Below are 26,587 nucleotides of genomic sequence, written 5' to 3' on the forward strand. Positions count from 1 at the left end.
TGTTTACTCGGTTTTTTGATTGGGTCTGCTGAGGAAGAAGAAGATCGTGACAACCGCCAGCGACAGCAGCAGAAACACTGTCGAGATGGCATTCATTTCCGGCGTGATGGACCGGCGCAACTGGCCCAGCATGTAGGTCGGGAGGGTGTCCTGACCGCCGGATTTCACGAATTCGGTGATCACCACGTCATCCAGCGAGATGACGAAAGCCAGCATCACACCGGCGAGGATGCCGGGCCAGAGAAGCGGCAGGGTGACATAACGGAAGACCTTGAACGGGGTCGCGTAGAGATCGGCTGCAGCCCGTTCGAGGGCGAGATCCATGCTTTCGAGACGGGCACGGATCGGCAGATAGGCAAAGGGAATGCAGAAGGCCGTATGGGCCATGATCAGGTAGCCGAGGCCGGAATAACCGCTCCAGACCTTGATGCGCGAGAAGAAGATCAGCAGGGCGACCGCGGTGACGATTTCCGGCACCATCAGCGGCATGTTGATGAAGGAATACTTGAAGGTCAGGCCGCGATAGGGCGCGGTCCGGGTCGTGGCGATCGCCGCAAGCGTGGCGGCGGCCGTCGCGACGATCGCGGCGATGCCGGCGATCTCGACCGAGCGGATCGAGGATTCGATCACCTGGCTGTTGTTCCAGGCCGCCGCGAACCAGCGCAGCGAAAAGCCTTCCCACTTGGCGATCGAGGTGCCCGAGTTGAAGGCAAAAACGACCAGTGTGAAGATCGGCACGTAGAGGATCGCGAAGCAGATCATCGCGATGGTGGCAAAGCCCGGCTGGACGCGGACGTCGAAACGCTTATGCATGGCCGCCTCCCGTCTTTCCGGCGTTCTTCACGTAGTAGAGCATGGCTGCCAGAACGATGATGACGAGGGTGATGGAAAGCGAGGCGCCGAGCGGCCAGTTGCGGCCCTGGCCGAACTGAAGCTCGATGAGGTTGCCGATCATCAGGTTCTTGCCGCCACCGAGGATGCGCGGAATGACGTAGGACGACAGCGCCGGGATGAAGACCAGAATCGAGCCGGCGATGATGCCGGGCTTGACGAGCGGGATGATGATCCGGCGCAGCACTTGGAAACGGGTCGCATAGAGGTCGTAGCCCGCCTCGACGAGACGGAAGTCGAGCTTTTCCATGCTGGCATAGAGCGGCAGCACCATCAGCGGCAGATGCACATAGGCCATGCCGAGCAGGATGGCGAAGTCGGTGTAGAGCATCTGGATCGGTGCGGAAATGATGCCGAGCTTCATCAGGAGGGTGTTCACCAGGCCTTCGTTGCGGATCATTTCCTGGATCGCGAAGCCGCGGATCAGCATGTTGGTCCAGAACGGAATGGTGATCAGGAAGAGCCAGACCTGGCGCAGATGGGCCGGGCGGCTGGCAATGAAGTAGGCCGTCGGGAAACCCAGCACCAGCGACAGAATCGTGGTGGCGATTGCCAGCTTGATCGAGCGCCAGAGGATGCTGACATGGGCGTCGGCGAGCGACAGTGTGTTGTCGAAGATGTCGCGCTCGAGGAAAACTTTGAACCAGGCTTCCGTCGAGAATTCCCATTTCACGTCGCCGTAGTTGCCGGGAGCGAGAAAGGAATAGACCAGGACGATGAGGAGGGGGCCGACGCCGGCGATGGCGATCAGGGCCAGGGCCGGCGTGCTCAGCAGCCAGCGATTGACGATGTCCTTGCGTTTTGCCGCTGCAGCGGCTTCGGCTGCGGTGCTCATACCGTCAGTCCCTCAGGATCTGGGCTGCCCGCAGCCCGAGGCGAACCGCGACGCGCGAGCCCTTGTCGTGCGGTACCGTGCCCTGTCGCATGTTCTGCTCGCGCACGACGAAGGTCTCGCCGTTGTCGAGCCGGACATGGAAATGGGTGTCCGTGCCGAAGTAGATGGCATCCACCAGTTCACCGTCGAAGCTGCCGGTGCCGGGATCGCCGAGGGACGCATGTTCCGGCCGGATGACGACCGTGACCTTGCCGGACGGCGAGCCTTCGCCGGGCAGCGAGGCATCGATGACCGAACCGGAGGCGAGCCGCACGGTGCCGGTCTCTTCCTTGAGTTCGACGATCTCGCCGGCCAGGAAATTCGATTCACCGATAAAGTCGGCGACGAAGCGATCGGCCGGGCGCTCGTAGATCTCGTGTGCGGATCCGACTTGGCGGACCTCGCCGTTCGACATGACCGCGATGCGGTCCGACATGGTCAGCGCCTCTTCCTGGTCGTGGGTGACGAAGATGAAGGTGATCCCGGTTTCGGCCTGTACGCGTTTCAGTTCGATCTGCATTTCCTTGCGGAGCTTGTAGTCGAGCGCCGAAAGCGGTTCATCGAGCAGGAGGACCTTCGGCTTGGGGGCGAGCGCACGGGCCAGTGCGACGCGCTGCTGCTGGCCGCCGGAGATCTGGCTGACCTGCCGGTCCTTCATCCGCTCCATGTGCACGAGGGCGAGCATCTCGTCGACGCGCGCCTTGATTTCCGCTGCGGGCCGGCCGAGCATCTTCAGACCGAAGCCGATGTTCTCCGCCACCGTCATGTGCGGGAAGAGCGCATAGGACTGGAAGACAGTGTTGACCGGGCGCTTGAACGGCGGCAGCGGTGCGATGTCCTCGCCGTTGAGCAGAATCTCGCCCTTGGTCGGGAAGTCGAAGCCGGCGATCAGCCGGAGGAGGGTGGTCTTGCCGCAGCCGGAAGGTCCGAGCAGCGTGAAAAATTCGTTTTCCCGGATGGTCAGGAAGACCGAGTCCAATGCGGTCACCTGGGCGTTGCCGTAACCGTAGACGCGACTGACGTCCCGGATTTCAATCGCGGCCTTCTTCGATGTCGAACTCAAGAAATATCCCCAACTTCTAATGGAATTTCCGTCACTGTTTCACTTCCGGCGGGTTCCGACAAGAGAGCGGAACGGCTCCGTTCACCGGTTACGAACGACGCAATAAGTGTGCCACGCGCTGCAAGATGACCTGATCCTCCCGTTCATTCCCGTTCCCAGCGGCATTTCCTGTCGTTCGCGATCTTAATCCACGCGATCGGCGGTGCCGCTTCTCCTTCCGGACCCTCCAGTCCGATCCAGCCCGAGGGCAGGATTTTGGCATGTTGCCTCAAAATTGGTCGTTTGACCATTTTTATTTCAGGCATCCTCACGCTTTTCCTGCAGGTGTCGCCCGAACCCGTGTCGGAGCCCTTGGAACGCCTTGACGCCGCCTGCGGCAGGCATTGAGATGGCTGGCGGCGGATTGATGCTCCGTACGATCCGTTCCCGTCCGATGCGAGGTTTCCAATGGCTGATCCGACCATGATGTCCGTCGTCGCGCTTTCCGCGGCGATTGCGAGAGGGGAGCTGAGTTGCGAGGAGGTCATGGGCGCTTACCTCGCCAGGATCGAACGCCACAATCCGCGGCTCAATGCCCTTGTCAGTCTGCGGGACCCGGACGAGCTTCTTAGCGAAGCGCGCGATCGTGACAGGGAACTGGCGGCGGGCCGACGGTCGGGCTGGCTGCACGGCCTGCCGGTCGCGGTCAAGGATCTGAGCGAGGTCAAGGGCCTGCGCTGTACTTATGGTTCGCCGCTCCATGCCGACTTCGTGCCGGATTTCGACGACATCCAGGTCGAGCGGATGCGGGCGGCGGGGGCGATCTTCATCGGCAAGACCAACACGCCGGAATGGGGTTTCGGCTCGCATTCCTACAATCCCGTGTTCGGCGTGACGCGCAATCCCTATGACACGAGCCGCAGCGCGGGCGGATCGAGCGGCGGCGCGGCGGCTGCGCTGGCGGCTCGCCTGGTGCCGGTCGCCGACGGGTCGGACATGATGGGTTCGCTGCGCAATCCGGCGGCGTTCAACAATGTCGTCGGTTTCCGCCCGAGCTTCGGGCGGGTGCCGGCGCTGCCGGGCAAGGATGCCTATCTCAACCAGCTGGCAACGCTGGGGCCGATGGGGCGCACGGTTCCGGATGTGGTCGCCCTGCTCAACACCCAATCCGGTTTCGATCGGCGCGATCCGATGTCGATCGAGACGGCACCCGTGGTGCTTTCGGAACGTTTCGATCCCCGCGGGCTGAAGGTCGGCTGGCTCGGGGACTACGGCGGGTACCTGACTTTCGAACCCGGGGTGATGCAGACCTGCCGCACATCGCTTCCGGTGTTCGAGCGGATGGGCTGCGCGGTCACCGACGTGTTGCCGGATTTCGACATGGCGAGCCTCTGGTGGGCATGGACGACGCTGCGTGGCTTCTTCACTGCGGGGAGCCTGCGCGATCATTTCGAGAACCCGGCGGATCGGGCGCTCCTGAAGCCGGAGATCCACTTCGAGATCCGTCACGGTCTGAAGGTCAGCGCCGACGACGTCTACAGAGCCTCTGCCATTCGCACCGCCTGGTATAAAGAGATGCTGAGGCTGTTCGAGCGGTTCGACGCTCTCCTGCTTCCGACGGCCCAGGTCTTCCCCTTCGACGCGGAAATCCCGTGGCCGCGCGACATCGCCGGGCGTCATATGGATACCTATCATCGCTGGATGGAGGTCGTGATCGGCCCGAGCATGGCGGGCTTGCCGGTGGCGGCGATGCCGGCAGGGTTCGGGCCCGGCGGACTGCCGGCCGGAATCCAGATCATCGGCGCGCCGCGCGCCGACGAGAAGGTGCTCGACATTGCCTATGCCTATGAACGAGCGACGGATTTTCTGTCGCAAATGCCGGCGCTGGACTGAGCGCGGGCGCGCCTTGCCTCGGCGAGAAGGTCGTTTTCGGGACTTTTTGCGGCGCCTGTTGGAAAGATTTTATTTGACTTGAACACGCCAAGGATTTGGTCCTACGTTAATATATCAGCATATTTGCGCAGGTGTGTTTCATGGAATTGATGTTCGACGGTCACAATGACGTTCTTCTCCGTTTGTGGAATGGACGCAAGAACGGAAGCGATCCGGTCAAGGAATTCCAGGGCGGAACGACCGAGGGGCATATCGACGGGCCGCGTGCCAAGGCCGGCGGTCTCGCCGGTGGTCTCTGTGCCATCTACATCCCGTCGCCGGGCGAATTCGTGCTCGAGGAGCCGGACGACAAGGGGCATTATGCGACACCGCTCGCCGGTCCGCTCGAACGTCAGCCGTCGCTTGACACGGCGATGGAGATGGCCTCAATCGCGCTCAAGCTCGACAAGGCCGGCGCCTGGCGCCTGTGCCGTTCGACGACTGACATCCGCAAGGCGTTTTCCGACGGTATCTTCGCTGCGGTCATGCACATCGAGGGCTGCGAGGCGATCGATGCCGATCTCAATGCACTTGAAGTGTTTTACGCCGCCGGGCTGAGGTCGCTCGGACCTGTGTGGAGCCGCAACAACATCTTCGGCCATGGCGTGCCTTTCGCCTATCCGATGTCGCCGGACACGGGGCCGGGCCTTACCGATGCCGGCTTCGAGCTGATCAGGGCCTGCAATCGCATGGGCATCCTGGTCGATCTCTCACACATTACGGAAAAGGGCTTCTGGGACGTGGCTAAGACGTCCGACCAGCCGCTGATCGCCAGCCATTCCAACGCCCATGCCCTGACGCCGGTTGCCCGCAACCTGACGGACCGGCAGCTCGACGCGATCAAGGAGAGCAAGGGCCTCGTTGGACTGAACTATGCCGTGACCATGCTGCGCGACGACGCGCGCGACGATGCCGAGACGCCGCTTTCCGACATGATCCGGCACGTCGACCATCTCGTCGAGCGCATGGGGATCGACTGCGTGGCGCTCGGATCGGACTTCGACGGTGCGACCGTTCCGGCCGAAATCGCCGACGCGGGCGGCAACCAGAAACTGGTTGCGGCCCTGAAATCAGCCGGATACGTTGATCAGGATCTTGCTAAAATATGCCGGGAAAACTGGCTCCGCGTTCTGGCTTCCGCCTGGCACGAATAAGCCGGCTGACGTCCGAAAAAACCAACCTAGTTTGAAACAGGGGAACGATAATATGATGCATTCATTGAACAAAAAGATGCGCCTGCTGACGTCGAGCGCGGCCATGGCCCTTCTGCTGGCCGCAGCACCGCAGGCGTTTGCCGTCACGCCGGCCGACACGCTGGTCGAGGGCTTCGCCTTCGACGACATCATCACGCTCGATCCGGGCGAAGCCTTCGAGCTCTCGACTGCGGAAATCACCGCCAATACCTACAGCAAGCTCGTCAACCTCGACATGAACGACACGTCGAAGGTCGTCGGCGAACTCGCCGAAAGCTGGACCATTTCCGACGACGGCCTGACCTATACCTTCAAGCTGAAGCCCGGCCTGACGTTCGCTTCGGGCAATCCTATCACCGCCGATGACGTCGCCTATTCGTTCGAGCGCGCCGTCAAGCTCGACAAGTCGCCGGCCTTCCTGCTGACCCAGTTCGGCCTCACCGGCGACAACGTCACCGAAAAGGCGAAGGCAGCCGATGCCTCGACCTTCGTGTTGACCGTCGACAAGTCCTATGCACCGAGCTTCGTGCTCAACGTGCTGACCTCGACGGTCGCTTCGGTCGTCGACAAGAAGGTCGTCAGCGAGAACGCCAAGCCGGTCACCCCGAGTGACGAGTACAAGTACGACACCGACTTCGGCAACGAGTTCCTGAAGACCGGCTATGCCGGCTCCGGTCCGTTCAAGATCCGCGAATGGCGCGCCAACGAAGTGGTCGTCCTCGAGCGCAACGACAGCTACTTCGGCGAAAAGGCCAAGCTCGCCCGCGTCATCTACCGCCACATGAAGGAAAGCGCCGGCCAGCGTCTCGCTCTCGAAAACGGCGATATCGACGTGGCCCGCAACCTCGAGCCCGGTGACGTTGATGCCGTTTCCAAGAAGGAAGGCATGGCGACCACGTCGGCTCCCAAGGGTACGCTCTACTACTTCAGCCTCAACCAGAAGAACGAGAAGCTGGCGAAGCCCGAAGTCGTCGAAGCCTTCAAGTATCTCGTCGACTATGACGCGATCGGCGAAACCCTGATCAAGGGCATAGGCACCGTCCACCAGACCTTCCTGCCGGCCGGCCAGCTCGGCGCGCTCGAAGACAAGCCCTACAAGCTCGACGTTGCCAAGGCCAAGGAACTGCTCGCCAAGGCAGGTCTCGCCGACGGCTTCACCGTCACCATGGACGTGCGCAACACGCAGCCGGTCACCGGCATTGCCGAAAACGTGCAGCAGACGCTCGCCCAGGCCGGCATCAAGCTGGAAATCATCCCGGGTGACGGCAAGCAGACGCTGACCAAGTACCGCGCGCGCCAGCATGACATCTATATCGGTCAGTGGGGCTCGGACTATTTCGACCCGAACTCGAACGCCGAGACCTTCACCTTCAACGCCGACAATTCGGATGAAGGCAAGAACAAGACGCTCGCATGGCGCAATGCCTGGGACCCGAAGGACCTGACGGCCAAGACCCAGGCTGCCCTTCTGGAGAAGGACTCCGCCAAGCGCGCCGCGATCTATGAAGACCTGCAGAAGCAGGTTCTGGCAACCGGTCCGTTCGTCATGCTGTTCCAGCAGATCGAAGTCGCCGGTTACTCGAACAAGCTCAAGGGCTTCAAGCTCGGCCCGAGCTTCGATACCAACTTCGTCTACACGATTTCCAAGGACTAAGGCCCTTGGCCACCTTGGAGACAAAAACCGAGGCGCGGCGCTCCGGCGCCGGCGCCTCGGCCTTCGCGATGTCGTTGCTGCGGTTCCTGGTAACCGTGGTGACGACCTATCTCGGCCTGCTCGCCGTCACCTTTTTCATCGGCCGGGTCGTGCCGATCGATCCGGCGCTCGCCATCGTCGGCGACCGCGCTCCGGCGCATGTCGTCGAGCGCGTGCGTGAGGAGCTCGGCCTCAACCTGCCGCTCTACCAGCAGTTCATCATCTATGTCCGACAGGCGCTTTCCGGCGATTTCGGCACGTCCGTGCTCACCACCAATCCGGTGATGACCGATATTCGCCGCGTCTTCCCCGCGACGATCGAGCTTGCCACCGTCGGCACGCTGATCGGCGCGTTCCTGGGTGTTCCCCTTGGCGTTCTGGCCGCCGTCAAGCGCGGCTCCTTCGCCGACCAGATTGTCCGCATCATCGGGCTCGTCGGTTATTCGGTGCCGATCTTCTGGCTCGGGCTTCTGGCACTGGTGTTCTTCTATGCGAAGCTCAACTGGGTCGCCTATCCCGGCCGTGTCGACATCGTCTACGAGTATTCGTTCACGCCGGTCACCGGCTTCTTCCTGCTCGATGCTGCCTGGCAGAGGCAGTGGGACGTGCTCTGGGACCTGTTCCGCCACATCATCCTGCCCGGCGCGCTGCTCGGCTATTTCTCGCTCGCCTATATCAGCCGAATGACACGCTCCTTCATGCTGAACGAGCTGTCGCAGGAATATATCGTCGCGGCGCGCGCCAAGGGCCTGTCGGAGACCCGCATCATCTGGTTCCACGCTCTGCGTAACGCGGCCGTGCCGCTGATCACGGTGATCGCGCTTTCCTATGCCGGCCTGCTCGAAGGCTCGGTACTCACCGAGACGATCTTCTCCTGGCCGGGGCTCGGCCTCTACATCACCAATTCGCTGCAGAATGCCGACATGAATGCCGTGCTCGGCGGTACCATGGTGATCGGTGCCGTGTTCATCGGCATCAATCTTTTCTCGGACATCCTTTACCGGACCCTCGACCCGAGGACGCGCAGCCGATGAGCGACACCCCCATGCAATCCACCCAAAGCCTGCGCGACTGGCTGCTCTCCGACCGACCGCAATCGCGCCGGCAGGCCCGCCTCGGACGGCTCTACATCATCTGGCGGCGTTTTTCGGAAAATCGCCTCGCCGTACTCGGCCTGCTGATCATCCTCGGCCTGATCTTCGTCGCGGCCTTTGCCGACGTGCTCGCGCCGCATTCGCCGATCCAGGGGGACCTGCGCGCCGCACGGCTCCTGCCGCCCGGTTCCGAGGGGTATCTGCTCGGCACCGACGACCAGGGACGCGACATCCTCTCGCGCCTGATCTACGGATCCCGCCTGACCCTCTTCGTCATCTTCCTCGTGGCAATCATCGCCGCGCCGATCGGCCTTATCGTCGGCACGGTGTCGGGTTATGCAGGCGGCTGGGTCGATGCCGTGCTGATGCGCGTCACCGACATCTTCCTCGCCTTCCCGAAACTGGTTCTGGCGCTGGCGCTGGTCGCGGCGCTCGGACCGGGGATCGAGAATGCGGTGCTTGCCATCGCCATCACCTCGTGGCCGCCCTATGCGCGCATTGCCCGCGCCGAGACGCTGACCTTCCGCAACTCGGATTTCATCGCGGCCGTGAAGCTGATGGGGGCATCGCCCATCCGCATCATCATCTTCCACATCATGCCGCTGTGCATGTCGTCGCTGATCGTGCGCGTCACGCTCGACATGGCCGGCATCATCCTGACGGCGGCGGGTCTCGGCTTCCTCGGCCTCGGCGCGCAGCCGCCGCTGCCGGAATGGGGCGCGATGATCGCATCGGGTCGCCGCTTCATCCTCGACCAGTGGTGGGTCGCCGCGATGCCGGGCTTTGCCATCCTGATCGTCTCGCTCGGTTTCAACCTGCTCGGTGACGGCCTGCGTGATGCGCTCGATCCGAAGGAGGCGGGCCAATGACGCCGCTTCTGACCGTCGAAAACCTCAGGGTCAGTTTCCCGACCCGCACCGGCCTCATCGAGGCCGTGCGTGGGGTCAACTTCACGCTTGGGCGTGAACGCCTTGGCATCGTCGGGGAGAGCGGCTCGGGCAAGTCGCAGACCGGCCGTGCCATCATGGGGCTGACGCCCGGACATGCGAAGATCAGCGCGGACCGGCTTGCCTTCGGCGACACCGACCTCTTGTCGATCTCCAACCGGGAACGCCGGGCGCTGCGTGGCAAGAAGATCGCCATGATCCTGCAGGATCCGAAATACTCGCTGAACCCGGTCATGCCGATCGGGCGACAGATCATGGAAACGCTGCAGACGCATGAGCGTCTCTCCGGTGCCGAGACCCGGGCGCGGGCGCTCGCCATGCTGGAAGCCGTGCAGATCAACGATCCGGAGCGCGTGTTCAACCTTTACCCACACGAAGTCTCGGGCGGCATGGGCCAGCGCATCATGATCGCCATGATGCTGGTCTGCGGGCCGGAACTACTGATCGCCGACGAGCCGACCTCGGCGCTCGACGTGACCGTTCAGCTCGAGGTGCTGGGCATCCTCGACAAGCTGGTCTCCGAGCGCGGCATGGGACTGATCTTCATCAGCCATGACCTGAGGCTCGTCTCGTCCTTCTGCGACCGGGTCCTCGTGATGTATGCCGGCAAGGTGGTCGAGGAGCTGCCGGCTTCGCGCCTTTCCGAGGCGAAGCATCCCTATACGCGGGGCTTGCTGAACTGCCTGCCGCAGATCAACGGTGACCGTCACCCGTTGCCGGTCCTCGAACGCCAGGCGGAGTGGAAACTATGACCGGACCTGCACTCTCCATCCGCGACATGCTCGTCACGTTCAACGGTTTCCGCGCGCTGGACGAGGTCAGCCTCGATATCGCGACCGGCGAGTCCTTTGGGATCGTCGGCGAAAGCGGTTCGGGCAAGTCGACCCTGCTGCGCGCCGTCGCCGGCCTCAACCGCTTCGACAGCGGCAGCCTGACGGTCAACGGCCGCAGCTATGGCGGACGCAAGCGCGACCAGGAATTCTACCGTACAGTCCAGATGGTGTTCCAGGATCCCTATGGTTCGCTGCATCCCCGCCAGACCGTCGACCGGCTGCTTCTGGAGCCTTTGGCGATCCACGGCTTTACAGACACCGAGGCACGCATTGCCCGGGCGCTTGATGAAGTCGGGTTGGGTTCCGGGTTCCGGTTCCGCTTCTCGCACCAGCTTTCCGGCGGACAGCGCCAGCGCATCGCGATCGCGCGTGCGCTGATCGTCGAGCCGAAGGTGCTGCTGCTCGATGAGCCGACCTCGGCGCTCGACGCCTCGATCCAGGCGGAAATCCTCAACCTGCTCGAACAGGCGCGCAAGGATCGCGGACTGACCTTTGCCATGGTCAGCCACGACCTGGCGGTCATCAGCCATATGTGCGAACGGCTCGCCGTGATGCGCAAGGGCAAGGTGGTCGAGGCGCTCGACGTCGGTCAGTTGCGCTCGCGCGAGTTCTCGATGGACTATACGCGCGAGTTGCTGCGGGCGAGCGAAGGTTTTCGCCGCGAGGCCTGACGTCCGCAGGGTCTCAAGCGACCCTGCGGCCCTGCCGCCAGACGGCCTTCAGGAAGGGGTGACCCTCATGCGTGCCAACCCGTATCAGGTCGGCGCGCCTGCCCTGGGTGATTTCGCCACGGTCGGGGAGGCCCGCAGCTTCGGCGGGGGCCTTCGTGACCAGACGGATCGCGGCCGGCAGGTCGTAGTCGAGTGCCTCATCCCCTGCGATCAGGAAGGCGGCGTCGAGCATAGAGCGGGGCACGTAGTCAGAGGCGAGGATGTCGACCAGCCGCTCCTCGAGCAGTTCGCGAACGGCGACGTTGCCGGATTGTGAGCCGCCTCGGACGATGTTGGGAGCGCCTCCGACGATCAGCATGGCCCGAGCGCGTGCCTCGCGTGCCGCCTCCAGCGTGCAGGGGAACTCGGAAATCGCCACACCTTCGTCGGCGGCGAGATCGACGTGTTCGACGTCCGTGTCGTCATGGCTAAGCAAAGGCAGGCCGCGGGAGCGGGCAAGTGCCACGATCTCCGGACGCACGGTCCGGCCGATGTCGGATTTTTCGTCGACCATCCGGGCGATGCGGTCGCGGATGATCGTTTCGCTTTCACCGCCGGCCTTCTGCAGGCGATTGACATACTGGTCGATGTCGCGGCTCTGGCGGATCCCCGGCAGATGCTCCATCACCGAGACGACGCGGACCAGCGGCCGGTCGATATTGGCTGCGGTGAGTTCAGGCGTGCGCGGGTCGACGACTTCGCATCTCAGATGCACGAAGTGCTCGGCACGCAGCATGCCGCCGGCCTGGGCGCGTTCCAGCACGTCGATCATGGGGCCGAGGATTTCGGCGCGCTCGCTTTCTTCGGAAGAGACCCCGACGCAGAGGCTGTCGAAGACTGTGGTGACACCGCCACCGATGATCTGGGCATCGTGAGAAAGTGCTGCCCGCATATAGTCCCAGCGCACATGCGGTCGTGGGAAGACGTGCTTTTCGAAATGGTCGGTGTGAATGTCGACGAGGCCCGGCAGGAGGTAGTCGCCGCCGAGATCGATCGCGGAGGAACCGGTGCGGCCCGGTTCCAGCGCGGCGATCCGGCCATCCTCGATCACGATCGAGCCTTCGAAGATCTTGTCGGCGAGTACGATCTTCGCATTGGTTATCACGAAGGGTTCGGCATCGGCGCCTTGGCGCGGTTCGCCATTCTGAAAGGTCTCGACCAGCATCGGACATCCTCGTCGGCAGGGGCGGGAGAGGGCGGCGAAGAAGACTCAGATCGCGCCCTTGCATGCGAGTGTGCATAGCGATGGCGTATGACTGTTCTATGTCGGTTTCCGGCTTGTTGCGGCGCGACGTCTAGAGAACGGTCAGCGCCTCGTCGGCGATGACCTGTTCCTCGTCGGTCTCGATCACCAGGACGGAGACGCCCGCGCCTGCAGGGGAGACGATCTGAGCATTCGCCAGGTTCTCACGCTCTTCCAGCGCTACGCCGAGATAGGCCAGGCGTTCGCAGACCGCGCGCCGGATCGCCGGCTGATGCTCGCCGATGCCGGCGGTGAAGACGAGGGCGTCGAGGCCGCCGATGGTCGCCGAAAGGCGGGCGATCTCGCCGGCAATGCGGAAGGTGAAGACGTCGATCGCCTCGGCGGCTTCCTTTGCCTCGCTTTCGAGCAGGATTCGGCTGTCGGCGCTGATGCCGGATAGGCCGATCAGGCCGGACTTGTGGTAGACGATATCCTCCACGGCTTCGCGTGAAAGGCCGAGGCCGCCCATCAGGTGAAAGATCACGCCGGGATCGAGAGCGCCGGAGCGTGTCGCCATCGGGATGCCGTCGATGGTCGAGAACCCCATGGAGCTGTCGCGGCTCACGCCGTCGCGGATGGCGCAGACGCTGGCGCCGCTGCCGAGATGGGCAATCACCGTGCGGGCACCAGCGAGCTCGGGGCGGATCTTCGCGAGGGCGCCTGCGATGTATTTGTAGGAGAGGCCGTGGAAGCCGTAGCGCTTGATGCCCTCATCGAAATAGCTGCGCGGGATTGCGAAGCGCTGCACTGTCGGGGACTGGGTGCGATGGAAGGCGGTGTCGAAGGAGGCGGTCTGCGGCAGATGCGGTTTCAGGTGGCGGATCGCCTCGATCAGCCGGAGGTTCTGCGGCTGGTGGAGCGGGGCAAGCGGGGTGAGCGCCGAAATCCGGCCGATCGCCGTTTCATCGATCAAGACGGGGCCGGAAAAAACGTCGCCACCATGGACGACGCGGTGGCCAACGGCCGTTACGGCGTCAATGTCGAAATGATTGGCGAGCCAGCCGAAGGTTTCGTCGAGGACTTCATGAAGGACGTCGCCGCCCTCGGCTACCAGCGGTACGTCGAAGACTTCCGGTCCTTCAACCAGATGGAAGGTCAGGGGCGTATGGCGGAAATCGATCATGCCCTTGCCGATGCGGCGGGCCTTTTCGCCCTCGCGGACGAAGAGGCCGATCTTCACCGTCGAGGATCCGGCATTGAAGGTGAGCAGCAATTTGTCCGTCATCGGGCCGGCAGCCTCTGTGCGGCGCGTCGGGTCGCCACGAGCTTGGCCAGGGCCGCAGATGCGATGCGCACCTTCAGGCTGTCGGCGCGGCTCGTCAGGATGATCGGCACGCGGGCGCCGAGCACCAGCCCCGCTGCATCGGCACCGCCGAAATAGAGCAGCTGCTTGGCGAGCATGTTGCCGGCCTCGAGGTCGGGAACGAGCAGGATGTCGGCGATCCCGGCGACGGGCGAGACGATGCCCTTGGTCCGGGCCGCCTCGGGGCTGATCGCATTGTCGAAGGCGAGCGGCCCGTCGACGCTGCCGCCGGTGATCTGGCCGCGGGAGGCCATGACGGTCAGTGCCGCGGCGTCGAGCGTCGCCTGCATCTTGTCGTTCACCGTCTCGACGGCAGCGAGCACGGCGACCTTCGGATTGGTGTTGCCGAGCAGTTGCATGAGGTCGATGGCGTTCTGGCAGATGTCCCGCTTGTGATCGAGGCTCGGAGCGATGTTGATCGCGGCATCGGTCACCACCAGCAACTTGTCATAGGCCGGGACGTCCATCACGTAGACATGGCTGATGCGCCGTTCGGTCTTGAGCCCCGAACCCGGGGCGACGACGGCGCCGAGCAGTTCGTCGGTGTGCAGGCTGCCCTTCATGATGGTCGCGACTTTGCCGGCGACCGCAAGCTCGACGGCCTTCTCGGCGGCCGCGTGGCTGTGTTCCACCGATACGATCTCGAACCCATCCAAGGCAACGCCCGCCTTGTCAGCGGCGGCGCGGATTTTCGCCTTGGGGCCGATGAGGACCGGGTCGAGCAGGTTCTCCTCGCGGATCTCGACCGCCGCCTGGATCGCTTCGGGCGAGCAGGGATGGACCAGCGCCGTCTTCAGCAGGGGAAGGGAGCGGGCTTCGGCGACGATGTCGTCGAAGCGATCGTGATGCTGGGCGGCCAGCGCGGGAAGAGTAACCTGCGGCCACTCGACGCGTTCGTAAGGGGCGATCACGGTCGCCTGACCGCTCAGCACGTCCTCGCCATCCTGATTGGTGCAGCGGGTGTCGAAGACGACGATACGCTTGTCCGCGCGCTTCTCGGTGACGGTGACGACAGCGGTGATGGTGTCGCCGGGAGCGACCGGCTTCTGGAAACGCAGCTCCTGGCCGAGATAAATGGTGCCGGGGCCGGGAAGCTTGGTCCCGAGTACGGCGGAGATCATCGCTGCCGTCCACATGCCATGCGCGACGATGTGGCCGAAGAAATCCTTCTCGGCGAAATCGGGATCGAGATGGGCCGGGTTGAAGTCGCCCGAGGAGCGGGCGAAGAGCTCGATGTCCTCGCGCCCGACCTTGCGCCGGATCGTCGCGCTGTCGCCGACCTTGAGTTCATCAAAGGTGCGGTTGGTGAGGAGTGGCTTGTTCATCGGTCGCTCATCTCTGGTGGACATAGGTGCCGGGTGCCGCCTCCTTGGCGGCGTAGCCGTCTTCGCTCGAGCCCATCGGCGGCGGTGCAACCTTATCCGCTGCCGAATGGGACGCAAGCCATCGAGACCAGTGGGTCCACCAGGAGCCCTGCGCGACAGGCGATTCCGCCAGCCATTCCTCGGCACTGACGCAAGGGTCAACGGCGCGCTTGGTGGTCGCCCGGTAGTGACGGTGCGGATGGCCGGGCTCGCTGACGATGCCGGCATTATGTCCACCGCTGGTCAGGACGAAGGTCACGTCGGTGTCGGTCAGGTAGTGGATCTTGTAGACGGACTTCCAGGGTGCAACGTGATCGCGCTCGGTCCCGACGGCAAAGACCGGGACGCGGATGTTCTGCAGCGCCGCCGGATGCTCGTCGACCATGAAGCGGCCGGCGGCGAGCTCGTTGTCGAGATAGAGGCGCTGGAGATATTCCGAATGCATGCGGAAGGGCATGCGCGTCGTGTCGGCGTTCCAGGCCATCAGGTCGATCATCGGGTTGCGCTCGCCCATCATGTAGTCGTGGACGATGCGTGACCAGACGAGGTCGTTGGAGCGTAGCAGCTGGAAGGCGCCGGCCATCTGGTCGGCCGACAAGAAGCCGCGGTTCCACATCACGCTTTCGAGGAAGTGCAGCTGGCTGTGGTCGATGAAGAGGGCAAGCTCGCCGGGTTCGGAGAAGTCCGTCTGGGCGGCAAAGAGGGTGACCGAGGCAAGGCGCTCGTCCTTCGCCCGGGCCATGGCGGCGGCGGCGATCGACAGCAGCGTGCCGCCGAGGCAGTAGCCGGTCGCATGCACCTTGCGGTCGGGCATGATGGCGTTGATCGCGTCGAGTGCCGCCATCACGCCGAGGCGGCGATAGTCGTCCATGCCGAGGTCGCGGTCGGCTGCGGTCGGATTGTGCCAGGAAATGCAGAAGACCGTGTGTCCCTGGGAGACGAGATAGCGGATCAGCGAGTTTTCCGGCGAGAGATCGAGAATGTAGTATTTCATGATCCAGGCCGGAACGATCAGGATCGGCTCGGCATGAACGGTATCTGTCGCCGGAGCATACTGGATCAGCTCGATCAGGCGGTTGCGGTAGACCACACGACCCGGCGTCGTTGCGACCGTTCGGCCGGGCACGAAGTCCTCGGTTCCGGCGACCGGCTGCCCGGTCAGCTCGCGATTGGTGTCCTCGACGAAATTGCGAAAACCTTCGAAGAAATTCATGCCGCCGGTTTCCGCGGCGCGCTTCATCACCACCGGATTGGTCAGCGGATAGTTGGACGGCGAAAAGACATCGAGTAGCTGGCGGGTGGCAAACGAGATGACGTCCTCATGGTGCGGCGTCACACCCGGCACGTCGTTGGTGACATTGTGCCACCACTGCTGGTTCAGCAGGAAGCACTGGGCCATCACGTTAAACGGGAAGCGCTGCCATTCCTCGCCCTTGAAACGCTCGTCGCCGGGCAGGGGTTCAATGCAGGGCGGGGTTTCTGGATCAAGGGCGGCGGCGGCAAGATGGGTGGCGAGGCGATTGCCCTTGCGCATCGCCTTCTGCAAGAGTTCCAGCCTCTTGCCCGGCGCCATGCCAAGATGGATCGACCAGTCGTAGATGGCGAGTGCCATGGCGGCGGGCGATATGCCGCCGGTCAGGGGGGCGATCAGCGCTTCGTTCATCCGATTGAGTGCATCGAAGCCGGCAGCCTGGGAGCCGTCGTCGAAACCGAGCGCGTCGAGCGCCGTATCGATGTTTGCAAGCGCTGCGTCTCCGCTGCGGGTCCTGCTCGATGTCGACATGCCTTCACCTCCAGCATCGGGCGCGGCGTTCCGCCCCCTTCAAGGCCTAGCCCGTCTGTGTGACGGCCTTGCGAACGATCCGCGCATCTTGGGCATCCGTTATCGCCCGGAATTGCTGCGATGCAATATAGTTACTCGCTGGCGGCGGTCAAATGAAGCAGTGTCACACCCTTTACGCCAGCTTGCCGGCGGGGGCAGTCAGCCGAAACGGTCGCGCCACGACCCCTGCGCTCCGTCGATCGGCAAGGAGGCTGCTTCGAAGACGCCGCGCGCAATGGCGCGCGCCGTCACCAGCGTCGCAAGATGACAGAGTTCCATGAAATCGGCGGAACTCGAAAGCGGCAGGCGATTGGTGGCAGCGGCGAAGAAGGTGTCTCCGTCGGCGGGTAGATGGGCCGGCAGCACGGCGCGGGCAAGGCCGTCATGGGCCATCAGCGACAGACGATGGGCTTGCGCCTTGGTCAGCGCCGCGTCGGTGGCGACGACGCCGATGGTGGTTGCCGTCAGGTTGATGCCCTTGGCGCGCAGGATCGTGTCGGGGGAGGAGAAGGCGGCGGGCATGCCGAGTGCGCCGAACTCGTCGTCAATCTCGAAGGGTGCCGCCCAGAAGAACGGTCCGTCGCCGATGGTCGCCGAGCCCATGGCATTGACAGCGACCAGGGCCGCAACCGTATGTCCGCTGCTGGTCATCACGCTCGCGGAGCCCAAGCCGCCCTTGAAGGTCGCCGTCGTGGCGCCCGTGCCGGCACCGACGCTGCCGAGGTCGAAGGCGCCTCCCTTTGCGGCGAGGAAAGCCTCGTAGCCCATGTCGCGATAGGGGGAATGCAGGCCCCAGTCTTTGTTCCCGCCGTTCAGCAGATCCATCAGGATGGCCTGGGGCACGATCGGCACGCGCACATCGCCGACCGGAAAGCCGCGACCGATGGCGCGAAGCCCCGCCTGTACGCCGCCGGCGGCGTCGAGGCCGAAGGCGGAGCCGCCCGAGAGCACGAAGGCATCGACCGCCTCGACGGTCATCGCCGGATCGAGGAGCGCGGTCTCGCGCCCGCCCGGCGCGCCGCCGAGCACACTGCCGGAAGCGGTCGCAGGCTCCTCGAAGACAATCGCGGTGACGCCCGAGCCGAGCTTCAGGTCGGTGGCGTGGCCGACCGCGACACCCTCGACATCGGTCAGCAGATTGAGGTGGGAAACCATGTTTCAGCCTTTCGTCGTCTCGTCTCCGCCGCGAAGCGGTCTCGGCGAGACTGGCCTTGTCCGCGTGCGGAATCAAGCGACGGAAGCGTACCGCAACGACGGCAACTGCTTTCAGTGAACCGGGCGGTGTTCGTTGACCAGATCGTAGCCGGGGCCGAGTTCCTGCCTGAGATCGTCGAAAAGGCGGGCGGCGGCTTCGGCAAATTTCTCGTCCTCCGCCTTCGACCACGGGCTGGGGCCGGAGGGGTTGTCCCAGTCGAGAGCCGTGTCGTGCCACGCCGTCATGTCCTCCAGCCGTCGGCGGATCGCGTTCGACAGCGGCAGCTTCTCTTCCACCGGACCGACGTCGAAACGCTGCAGGGCCGCCTCGTTTCCGCACCACAAGGCGCCACCGCCCCATTCGAAGAACAATCGAAGTTTTGGAACCACGCTCACCTGATGAACCTCGCCATGCTCGTTTCCCACGATCGCAGGACCGCGGTCCCGGACAGCGAGGGTGAATTATTTCGGCTGTAGTATTGCCATAATACCCGCGGCCAAGGCCTGTTTGCTAGCGTCCGCCCGACATTCCAGAACGGGAGGATGATATGTCGAAAAAGATTTTGATGATTGCCGGCGATTTTGCCGAAGACTACGAGACCATGGTGCCTTTCCAGACGCTCCTGGCTGTCGGGCATGTGGTTCATGCCGTCTGCCCCGGCAAGAAGGCCGGACAGACAATCGCCACCTCCATCCACGACTTCGAAGGCGACCAGACCTACAGCGAAAAGCGCGGCCACAACTTTGCGCTCAACGCTACCTTTGCCGACATCAAGGCTTCGGACTACGACGCGCTGGTCATTCCGGGCGGGCGTGCACCGGAATATCTCCGCCTCAATCCGGAGGTTATCGCGGCGGTCAAGCACTTCTTTGACGCAAACAAGCCGGTCGCGGCCGTCTGCCACGGCGCGCAGATTCTTGCGGCGGCACGCGTGCTCGAAGGCCGTACCTGCTCGGCCTATCCAGCCTGCCGTCCGGAAGTTGAGCTTGCCGGCGGCACCTATGCCGACATCGCCATCGACGCGGCCGTCACCGACGGCAATCTGGTGACGGCACCCGCCTGGCCGGCGCATCCGGCGTGGCTGAAGCAGTTCCTTGCGGTGCTTTCCGCCTGAGACATGACCAATGGACGAGACGGCGGAGCTTCAAGGTTCCGCCGTTTCGCTATAGGTTGCCATCCGAACAGAGGATCGCACATCCGGGAGGACAGAATGTGCAAGCTCTTCATCCAGGCCGATCCGGCCCTTTGGGAAAGCCATACCAAGTCGCTGCGGATCGACGGGATGGTGACCAGCGTGAGGCTGGAAAACTTCTTCTGGATGACGCTCGAGGAAATCGGACGGCGCGACCGCATGACGGTGATCCAGCTGATCGCCAAGCTCTATCATGAATCGATCGATGCCGGCCACGACCTCGGCAACTTCACTTCTTTCCTCCGCGTCTGTTGCGGGCGTTACCTCGCACTCCAGCTTTCCGGCGATATTCCGGCCAATACCGATCTGCCGATCGCAGCACTCGACGCCGACAGCATCCTGAGTGCGGAACAGGCCAAATATCACTGACCGCCTTGCGGGCGGCGCATGGCCGGTGCGTGGCGCCAGCCGGGTGACGGGCGAGCTTCGCCCTGCTATAGCTCAGGTTCCTTCCTCCGGCGGCTTCGCCATTTCATTTCCCGCCGGACCCGCCCCACGCTTGCAGGAGTAGATCCGCCATGCCCGGTCCCAAGGTCGTTCCCGTCCAGGGTGACGCTCAGCTGCCGTCCCGCGTCGACGTCGTGGTCATTGGCGGGGGCATCATCGGGTCATCGACGGCGCTCGAACTTGCCGAGCGCGGCGTTTCGGTGGCGCTTTGCGAGAAGGGCGGCATCGGAGAGGAGCAGTCCAGCCGCAACTGGGGCTGGGTTCGCATCTCCCAGCGCGATCCGCGCGAAGTGCCTCTGATGGCAGAAGCGATCCGCATCTGGCAGGGGCTCGACCAGCGCACCGGCCGGGACACCGGCTACCGCCAGTGTGGGATCGTCTTCGGCTCCAAGGATGATGCCGACCTGGCCAACAACGAACGCTGGCCGGAGCTGCTCGGCGGCTATCAGATGAAGTCGCGCATGGTCGACGGGCCGGAGCTCAGCGGGCTCTATCCCGGCATGAAACACGATTTCAAGAGCGCGCTCTACACCGCTGCCGACGGACGCGCCGAGCCGCAGAAGGCTGCGCCGGCGATCGCCGAGGCGGCACGTGACAAGGGCGCGCATCTCCTGACCAACTGCGCCGTGCGTGGCATCGAGACTGCTGGCGGCCGGATTTCGGGCGTGATCACGGAGCGCGGGCCGATCGCATGTTCGTCGGTGGTGCTGGCGGGTGGTGCGTGGTCGAGCCTCTTTTCGCGCAATGCCGGCATCGACCTGCCGCAGCTCAAGGTCATGAATACGGTCATCCGGACGAAGCCGATCGAGGGCGGTCCGGAGCAGACCTTCTACGGACGCAATTTCGCCTTCCGCAAGCGCCAGGACGGCGGCTACACGATCGCCTCGCCCTACGACAACATCGTCGATATCGTGCCCGACAGTTTTCGTTACATGCTGAAATTCCTGCCGGCGCTGAAGAGCGAATGGAAGTCCCTGCGCTTCCGCGTCTCGGGCCGCTTCCTGGAGGAGGCGCGCATGGTGCAGCGCTGGCGCATGGACGAGCAGAGCCCCTTCGAACGCTGCCGGGTGCTCGATCCGAAGCCCTCCGAAAAGTGGACCGATTATGCGCTGTCCGAGTTGCGCAAGAGCTATCCGGTCTTTGCCGATGCCGAGATCGCCCAGCGCTGGGCCGGCTATATCGACGTGACGCCGGATGCCGTTCCGGTCATTTCACCGGTCGAGGCGGTTTCCGGCTTCTTTATCGCCACTGGGTTCTCCGGCCATGGTTTCGGCATCGGGCCCGGTGCCGGACGGCTGGCCGCCGATCTGGTGACCGGGCGTGCTCCCTGCGTCGATCCGACCGCCTTCCGCTTGTCGCGCTTCTTCGACGGTTCGAAGATCGAACTGATCAGCGGAGTGTGAGGCGAATCTCTCTTCCCCTCGGTGGCGAAAAGAGGAGAAGGCGGGCTACCACCGATCTGCTCACCGGGCGTAGGCCCGACCGCCTCCACTGTCGTCGTCCTCGGCCTTGAGCCGAGGATCCAAGCCGAAGGCGTGTGGCGCCGTGGATGGTCGGGTCGAGCCCGACCATGACGACGGTAGGTGTAATGTCGTTCAGCGTTTCAGCATCCGCGGGTCGAGCGCGTCTCGGATCGCATCGCCGATATAGTTGACCGAAAGCACGGTCAGCGAGATCGCGAGCCCCGGCCACAGCACGCGCGACGGGTTGATCTGCAGGAAGTTGGCGCCGTCGTAGAGCAGGCGACCCCAGGTCGGGAAATCCGAAGGGAAGCCGAGGCCGAGGAAGGAGAGCGCCGATTCCGTGATGATCGCGGAGGCGATGCCGAGCGTCGCCGAGACCATGATCGAACTCATGACGTTCGGCAGGATGTGCTTGAGGATCACCCGGTACTCCCACATGCCGCTCGCCTTGGCGGCCAGCACGAACTCCTGGCTCTTGACGGCCAGTACGTCGCCTCGAACGATGCGGGCGGTATGCATCCAGCTGGTGACGCCGATGACGAAAACGATCAGGATGAAGATCCCCGTTTCCGGCCCGAAGGCGGCTCTCAGCGTATCGCGGAACAGCATGATGATGACGAGCAGCAACGGCAGCAGCGGAAGGGCCAGGAAAAGGTCGGTGATGCGCATCAGAAGGCCGTCGATCCGCTTGAAATAGCCGGAAAGCACGCCCACGAAGGTTCCGAGGATGAGGGCGAGCAGCATCGCCGTCATGCCGACGGCGAGCGAGATTTGCCCACCGGCCATGACCTGCGCCAGCATGTCGTGGCCGAGATTGTCGGTGCCGAAGGGGTGGGCGAGCGACGGCCCCTGGTTCTTCGCGCGGATGTCGATCTTGTTCGGATCGATGGTGTGGATCAGCGGGCCGAGAAAGACCGCGGCGACGATGAAGGCGAAGACGATCAGGCCGGCAACGCCGCCCGGATGGGCGCGGAACTGGTTCCACAGATCGCGGGCGAACGAGCCGCCGGCTTTGGTCTCGATGGTGGCGATCGCATCAGTCATAGCGAATCCTCGGGTCGAGAATGCCGTAGAGCACGTCGGCAATCAGGTTGAAGAGGACGATCAGCACCGCGAAGATGAAGGTGAGCGTCTGGACGAGGGGGATGTCGGCGCCCTGGATCGCGGTGATCAGCAATTGGCCGAGGCCGTTCACTCGGAAGATCTGTTCCGTGATGATGGCGCCGGAAAAGATCGTCGGCACGCCGAGCGCGATCACGGTGACGACCGGGATCAGGCTATTGCGCAGCACATGGACCAGCAGCACGACCTTTTCCTTCACGCCCTTGGCGCGGGCCGTGCGGACATAGTCCTGGTGCAGGTTGTCGAGCATCGAGGCCCGCACGAAGCGGCTGATCTGCGAGGTGTTGTAGAGCGTCAGCACCATCACCGGCAGGAACATCTGCTTGACCTGCTGGACGAAGCTTCCCCAGTCGTTGACCACGAGGTTGGTGTCGTAGATCGACGGGAACCATTGAAGCCAGGAGGAAAAGATCACGATCAGCAGGACGCCGGTGAAGAAGGTCGGGACGGAATAACCGACCATCGAGACGAAAGTGCCGATCTGGTCGAACACCGAATACTGGCGATAAGCCGAGACGACGCCGATCGGGATCGCCAGCAGCACGCCGAACAGATAGGAGAGCCCGACGACCCAGAGCGTCTGGGGAAGGCGCTGGACGATCAGGTCGACCACGGGGCTCCGGGTCGCCCAGGACAGAACGCGCATGCGGTTGCCGTCGCCCACCGTGATGCCGGTGATCTGCTCGAAGATGTTGAGCGGTTCGTTGACGAAGAACTGCTGCAGCCAGCGGAGATAGCGGATGAAGAAGGGCTGATCGAGGCCCATGGCCTCGCGGATCTGCGCGCGAACCTCGGGAGGAATGGTCAGCGGCAGGTCGCTCAGCGGGTCGCTGGGGGCGAGGTCGAGCAGGGCGAAGATGATGAAGCTGATGACCAGCAGAGTCGGCACCGCGAACAGCAGGCGCCGCAAGGTAAAGGTGAACATCGGATGGTCTCCAGACTGTCACGAAGGAAATGCGATCGCCGGGCCGGCACGAACCGGCCCGGCGAAGGGGCACTTACTTCTTGCGCGACCAGTCGGCGACGTTCCAGAGCTCGCTGTCCCAGGCGTTCATCTTGACGCCTTCGAGCGTGACCGAATGGGACGAGACGCTGCCGCGGTGGATGAGCGGTATCTGCGCCACGTCGTTGGTCAGCATGTCGTTGAGCTTCTTGGCGATGACCGCACGCTCTTCGAGCTTGGAGGTCTTGCCGAGTTCGACGACGAGCTTGTCGTAGTCCTCGTTGCAGTAGCGGACGATGTTCTCACCCTGCCAGCCATTGGCCGGGCTCGGGATCTTGTCGCACATCCAGCCGGCCATGTACTTCTCCGGATCCGTGCCGTCGAAGTTGTTGGTGTACATCTGCACGTCGGCATAGAACTTCTGGAAGGTGTCGGGCGAGGCCGGGTCGCCGCCGAAGAAGACGGAAGCCGCGATGTTGCGCAGTTCGACCTCGACGCCGATCTGTGACCACATGTCCTTCACCAGTGCCTGGGTTGCCTGGCGGACCGAGTTGGTCGAGCTCTGGTAAAGGAAGGAGAGGCGCACCCCGTCCTTGGCGCGGATGCCGTCGGAGCCCTTCACCCAGCCTGCGTCGTCGAGCAGCTTGTTGGCGGCGTCGACATCCGGCTTCAGGCACCAGTCGACATCGGTCGACTTGTAGATATCCGGAGCCGGCAGGATGTTGCAGGTCGGCTGGCCTGCTTCGCCGTAGCCGGTCTCGTCGATGATGTCGCGGTCGATGGCGAGCGACAGGGCCTTGCGGACGGCGATGTCCTTGAGGGCGGGGTGCGGACCCGCCTCCTTCGTCGAGCGCTTGTCGCCGAGCGATGGATCGACGGCAAAGGCGTTGACGTCGATACGCTCGACCTGCGTACCGAAGGCTGTGACGAGCTTGCCCTTGCCGGCGGCGACCATGGTGGCGAGGATTTCCGGCTCGACCTGCATGTTCCAGGCATAGTCGAATTCGCCGGTCTCCAGCACGGCGCGCGCGGCGGAGGCTGCGTCACCGCCACCCTTCAGCGTCACGGTGGCGAAAGCGGGCTTGGCAGGATCGCGGTAGTTCTTGTTGGCCTCGAAGGTGATGACGTCGTTGGCCTTAAATTCCTTGACGGTGAACGGGCCGGTGCCGATCGGACCGAAGTTGGCGGCCGTGCATTCCGGCGCCTTGGGTCCGAGGCAATCCTTGAACTGGGCGGCCTGGATGATCGGTGACTGCGCGCCGACGAAGGCGCTGTAGGGGTAGGGCTTGGCTTCCGCGAACGAGACCTTGATGGTCGACGGGTCGACGGCCTCGACATTGGTCACGCCTTCGTAATAGGCCGACTGGGCGCAGCCGCCGTCCGGTGCCGTGCAATATTTCCAGGTGAAGATCGCGTCGTCGGCGGTTACCGGCGAACCGTCAGACCACTTGAGGTCGGGTTTCAACTTCCACGTGATGCTCTTGAGGTCGGCTGCGACGCCGCCGTTCTCGACGGTCGGGATTTCGGCTGCCAGCATCGGCACGAGGGTGCCGGTTTCGTCATAGCGGGCCAGCGGTTCGAGAACCATCGAGGCCGAATAGACTTCCTTCGTGCCGCCCGAGAGATAGGGATTCATGGTGGAGACGGCTTGCCAGAAGAGGATCTTGAGTTCGCCGTCCGAGCCGCGCTCGGCGAGCGCCGGGGCAGCCTGGATGGCCAATGCCGCGGCGGAAGCTGCCAATAGAATACGGAATTTCTGCATGTCGTCGTTCCCCTGTTATTATGATTGGAGTTGTGAGCGTCATTGCGTTCCGTGGAGAGTTCCCGCTCTCCCGGCAATCAAGGTCAGTCCAAAGTTATCTCACTGACCCTGTTTCGTAATTTTGATTCTTCGGCCTCCGCTCGGTGTGGTTGCCCGTTGGAAAAAGAGATCCTTGAAATGCGGGCCTGATCAAAATTTGAGCCATCTAAGCATAGGCCTATTTTGCGTTCAAGGCGGAAAATTGCAGCTTGCAAAAGCGCTTTGAGGCAGCGCAGTATGTCGCCACAAGAATGCGAACGACAACAATAAACGAGGGATCGACGCATGCCTGTTCTCAATCGTGCGAGCGAATTGCAGGGTGAAGTCGCGGCCTGGCGACGCCATCTCCACGAGAATCCGGAACTGCTGTTCGACGTCTACGAGACGGCGGAATTCGTCGCGGAGAAGCTAGCAGCCTTCGGTTGTGACGTCGTCAAGACCGGGATCGGGCGAACCGGCGTCGTCGGCATCATCAGGGGTACGCGCGGCGAGGGACCGGTGATCGGTTTCCGCGCCGACATGGATGCATTGCCGATCTACGAGACGAGCGGCAAGGAATGGACCTCGAAGACCCCCGGCAAGATGCATGCCTGCGGCCATGACGGGCATACCGCAATGCTGCTCGGCGCGGCGAAATACCTGGCGGAGACCCGCAACTTCCGCGGTTCGATCGCGGTGATCTTCCAGCCGGCGGAAGAGGGCGGCGGCGGCGGTCGCGAAATGGTCGAGGACGGCATGATGGAGACCTTCGGGATTTCCCAGGTCTACGGCATGCACAATCACCCGGGCATCCCGGTCGGCAATTTCGCCACCCGCAAGGGCTCGGTCATGGCGGCGGCCGACGAATTCGAGATCATCGTGCACGGGCGGGGCGGACATGCCGCCCAGCCGCACAAGACGATCGATCCGGTATTGATGTCCGCCCACATCGTGATCGCGCTGCAGGCAATCGCTTCGCGCGAGGTCGATCCGCTGAAATCGGTGGTCGTCACCGTTGCGACCGTGCATGGCGGTGAGGCCTCGAACGTGATTGCCAACACGGTCAAGCTGACGGGTACGGTTCGAACGCTGCTTCCGGAGACGCGCGACTATGCGGAACGGCGCCTTTCCGAGGTTGCGAACGGCATCGCCGCAAGCTTCGGCGGGCGTGTCGACGTGCACTACCGGCGCGGCTATCCGGTCACGTTCAACCATGCCGACGAGACGGAATTCGCCATCGGCGTGATGCGACGTATTTCCGGCGACAAGGCGGTCGACAACGAGATCGCGCCGATGATGGGGGCCGAGGACTTTTCCTACATGCTGGAGGCCCGGCCTGGCAGCTTCGTCTTCATCGGCAATGGCAACAGCGCCAATCTCCACCACTCCGACTACGACTTCAACGACGAGGCGATCCCCTATGGCATCAGCTACTGGGTGACGCTGGCCGAGACCGCGCTGGCGGCGTGATCTTCGGCTACCGGACGTGCTTGTTGGAAACTGC

At 63.5% G+C, this 26,587-nt stretch carries 23 protein-coding genes; 11 read left to right on the plus strand and 12 right to left on the minus strand.

Going from position 1 to position 26,587, the window contains the following annotated elements; all coding sequences use genetic code 11:
• Positions 1-3: 3 nt before the first annotated feature.
• From ACX93L_RS00695 to ACX93L_RS00705, 3 genes are read right to left on the minus strand one after another with little or no spacing between them, the layout of a single operon-like run.
• Positions 4-813: an ABC transporter permease gene (locus tag ACX93L_RS00695; RefSeq protein ID WP_169595097.1), complete on the minus strand. Its 810-nt coding sequence runs from the start codon at positions 811-813 to the stop codon at positions 4-6.
• Positions 806-1,726: an ABC transporter permease gene (locus ACX93L_RS00700; protein WP_459403064.1), complete on the minus strand. Its 921-nt coding sequence runs from the start codon at positions 1,724-1,726 to the stop codon at positions 806-808. The genes ACX93L_RS00695 and ACX93L_RS00700 overlap by 8 nt, the downstream gene beginning before the upstream one ends.
• Positions 1,727-1,730: 4 nt before the next feature.
• The gene (locus ACX93L_RS00705) at positions 1,731-2,828 is read right to left on the minus strand and encodes an ABC transporter ATP-binding protein (protein WP_459403065.1); all 1,098 of its coding nucleotides are present in this window, start codon (positions 2,826-2,828) and stop codon (positions 1,731-1,733) included.
• A gap of 447 nt (positions 2,829-3,275) precedes the next feature.
• Here ACX93L_RS00705 and ACX93L_RS00710 point away from each other — a divergent pair, with 447 nt between their 5' ends.
• From ACX93L_RS00710 to ACX93L_RS00740, 7 genes are all read left to right on the plus strand, one after another.
• Complete coding sequence (locus ACX93L_RS00710) at positions 3,276-4,700, plus strand: amidase (protein ID WP_459403066.1); 1,425 nt, start codon at positions 3,276-3,278, stop codon at positions 4,698-4,700.
• 140 nt (positions 4,701-4,840) lie between these two features.
• Positions 4,841-5,893, plus strand: coding sequence for a dipeptidase (locus ACX93L_RS00715; protein WP_459403067.1), 1,053 nt, complete (start codon positions 4,841-4,843; stop codon positions 5,891-5,893).
• A 52-nt stretch (positions 5,894-5,945) separates the two neighbouring features.
• On the plus strand, positions 5,946-7,586 hold the full coding sequence (locus ACX93L_RS00720; RefSeq protein ID WP_459403068.1) for an ABC transporter substrate-binding protein: 1,641 nt from the start codon (positions 5,946-5,948) through the stop codon (positions 7,584-7,586).
• A gap of 68 nt (positions 7,587-7,654) precedes the next feature.
• On the plus strand, positions 7,655-8,659 hold the full coding sequence (locus ACX93L_RS00725; RefSeq protein ID WP_459404114.1) for an ABC transporter permease: 1,005 nt from the start codon (positions 7,655-7,657) through the stop codon (positions 8,657-8,659).
• Positions 8,656-9,588 (plus strand): ABC transporter permease, encoded by a 933-nt coding sequence (locus ACX93L_RS00730; RefSeq protein WP_169595104.1) that lies wholly within the window; start codon positions 8,656-8,658, stop codon positions 9,586-9,588. The genes ACX93L_RS00725 and ACX93L_RS00730 overlap by 4 nt, the downstream gene beginning before the upstream one ends.
• Positions 9,585-10,418, plus strand: a complete 834-nt coding sequence (locus ACX93L_RS00735; protein ID WP_459403069.1) for an ABC transporter ATP-binding protein — start codon at positions 9,585-9,587, stop codon at positions 10,416-10,418. Before ACX93L_RS00730 ends, ACX93L_RS00735 begins: the two co-directional genes overlap by 4 nt.
• Positions 10,415-11,170: an ABC transporter ATP-binding protein gene (locus tag ACX93L_RS00740; RefSeq protein ID WP_169595106.1), complete on the plus strand. Its 756-nt coding sequence runs from the start codon at positions 10,415-10,417 to the stop codon at positions 11,168-11,170. Before ACX93L_RS00735 ends, ACX93L_RS00740 begins: the two co-directional genes overlap by 4 nt.
• A 13-nt stretch (positions 11,171-11,183) precedes the next feature.
• On the opposite strand, the gene ACX93L_RS00745 is transcribed toward ACX93L_RS00740, so the two are convergent.
• The 6 genes from ACX93L_RS00745 to ACX93L_RS00770 all read right to left on the minus strand — a co-directional run bounded on the left by ACX93L_RS00745 (position 11,184) and on the right by ACX93L_RS00770 (position 18,561).
• On the minus strand, positions 11,184-12,374 hold the full coding sequence (locus ACX93L_RS00745) for an alpha-D-ribose 1-methylphosphonate 5-triphosphate diphosphatase (RefSeq protein ID WP_459403070.1): 1,191 nt from the start codon (positions 12,372-12,374) through the stop codon (positions 11,184-11,186).
• A 130-nt stretch (positions 12,375-12,504) separates the two neighbouring features.
• Positions 12,505-13,677 carry an acetate/propionate family kinase gene (locus ACX93L_RS00750; protein ID WP_459403071.1) on the minus strand — a complete coding sequence of 391 codons (1,173 nt, stop codon included), beginning with the start codon at positions 13,675-13,677 and terminating at the stop codon, positions 12,505-12,507.
• A complete protein-coding gene (locus tag ACX93L_RS00755; RefSeq protein WP_459403072.1) occupies positions 13,674-15,080 on the minus strand; it encodes a bifunctional enoyl-CoA hydratase/phosphate acetyltransferase in 1,407 nt (468 codons plus the stop codon). The genes ACX93L_RS00750 and ACX93L_RS00755 overlap by 4 nt, the downstream gene beginning before the upstream one ends.
• A gap of 7 nt (positions 15,081-15,087) precedes the next feature.
• Positions 15,088-16,902 carry a PHA/PHB synthase family protein gene (locus tag ACX93L_RS00760; RefSeq protein WP_459403073.1) on the minus strand — a complete coding sequence of 605 codons (1,815 nt, stop codon included), beginning with the start codon at positions 16,900-16,902 and terminating at the stop codon, positions 15,088-15,090.
• 198 nt (positions 16,903-17,100) lie between these two features.
• Positions 17,101-18,096 (minus strand): P1 family peptidase, encoded by a 996-nt coding sequence (locus tag ACX93L_RS00765; RefSeq protein ID WP_459403074.1) that lies wholly within the window; start codon positions 18,094-18,096, stop codon positions 17,101-17,103.
• A 111-nt stretch (positions 18,097-18,207) separates the two neighbouring features.
• Positions 18,208-18,561 (minus strand): hypothetical protein, encoded by a 354-nt coding sequence (locus ACX93L_RS00770; protein WP_459403075.1) that lies wholly within the window; start codon positions 18,559-18,561, stop codon positions 18,208-18,210.
• Between the two features lie 122 nt (positions 18,562-18,683).
• On the opposite strand from ACX93L_RS00770, the gene ACX93L_RS00775 reads away from it, so the two are divergent.
• The 3 genes from ACX93L_RS00775 (at position 18,684) to ACX93L_RS00785 (ending at position 21,178) form a co-directional block, all read left to right on the plus strand.
• Positions 18,684-19,250: a DJ-1/PfpI family protein gene (locus ACX93L_RS00775; RefSeq protein WP_169595113.1), complete on the plus strand. Its 567-nt coding sequence runs from the start codon at positions 18,684-18,686 to the stop codon at positions 19,248-19,250.
• 96 nt (positions 19,251-19,346) lie between these two features.
• On the plus strand, positions 19,347-19,697 hold the full coding sequence (locus tag ACX93L_RS00780; protein ID WP_169595114.1) for a ribbon-helix-helix domain-containing protein: 351 nt from the start codon (positions 19,347-19,349) through the stop codon (positions 19,695-19,697).
• 149 nt (positions 19,698-19,846) lie between these two features.
• Positions 19,847-21,178: an NAD(P)/FAD-dependent oxidoreductase gene (locus ACX93L_RS00785; protein ID WP_459403076.1), complete on the plus strand. Its 1,332-nt coding sequence runs from the start codon at positions 19,847-19,849 to the stop codon at positions 21,176-21,178.
• 192 nt (positions 21,179-21,370) lie between these two features.
• Here the strand turns inward: ACX93L_RS00785 and ACX93L_RS00790 are convergent, their stop codons facing one another.
• The 3 genes from ACX93L_RS00790 to ACX93L_RS00800 form a co-directional block, all read right to left on the minus strand.
• Positions 21,371-22,282, minus strand: coding sequence for an ABC transporter permease (locus tag ACX93L_RS00790; RefSeq protein ID WP_459403077.1), 912 nt, complete (start codon positions 22,280-22,282; stop codon positions 21,371-21,373).
• On the minus strand, positions 22,275-23,285 hold the full coding sequence (locus ACX93L_RS00795) for an ABC transporter permease (RefSeq protein WP_459403078.1): 1,011 nt from the start codon (positions 23,283-23,285) through the stop codon (positions 22,275-22,277). Before ACX93L_RS00795 ends, ACX93L_RS00790 begins: the two co-directional genes overlap by 8 nt.
• A 73-nt stretch (positions 23,286-23,358) precedes the next feature.
• Positions 23,359-25,065 carry a peptide ABC transporter substrate-binding protein gene (locus ACX93L_RS00800; RefSeq protein ID WP_459403079.1) on the minus strand — a complete coding sequence of 569 codons (1,707 nt, stop codon included), beginning with the start codon at positions 25,063-25,065 and terminating at the stop codon, positions 23,359-23,361.
• A 324-nt stretch (positions 25,066-25,389) separates the two neighbouring features.
• On the opposite strand from ACX93L_RS00800, the gene ACX93L_RS00805 reads away from it, so the two are divergent.
• Positions 25,390-26,553 carry a M20 aminoacylase family protein gene (locus tag ACX93L_RS00805; protein ID WP_459403080.1) on the plus strand — a complete coding sequence of 388 codons (1,164 nt, stop codon included), beginning with the start codon at positions 25,390-25,392 and terminating at the stop codon, positions 26,551-26,553.
• Positions 26,554-26,587 lie beyond the last annotated feature (34 nt).

Source organism: Rhizobium sp. CAU 1783 (assembly GCF_054551725.1).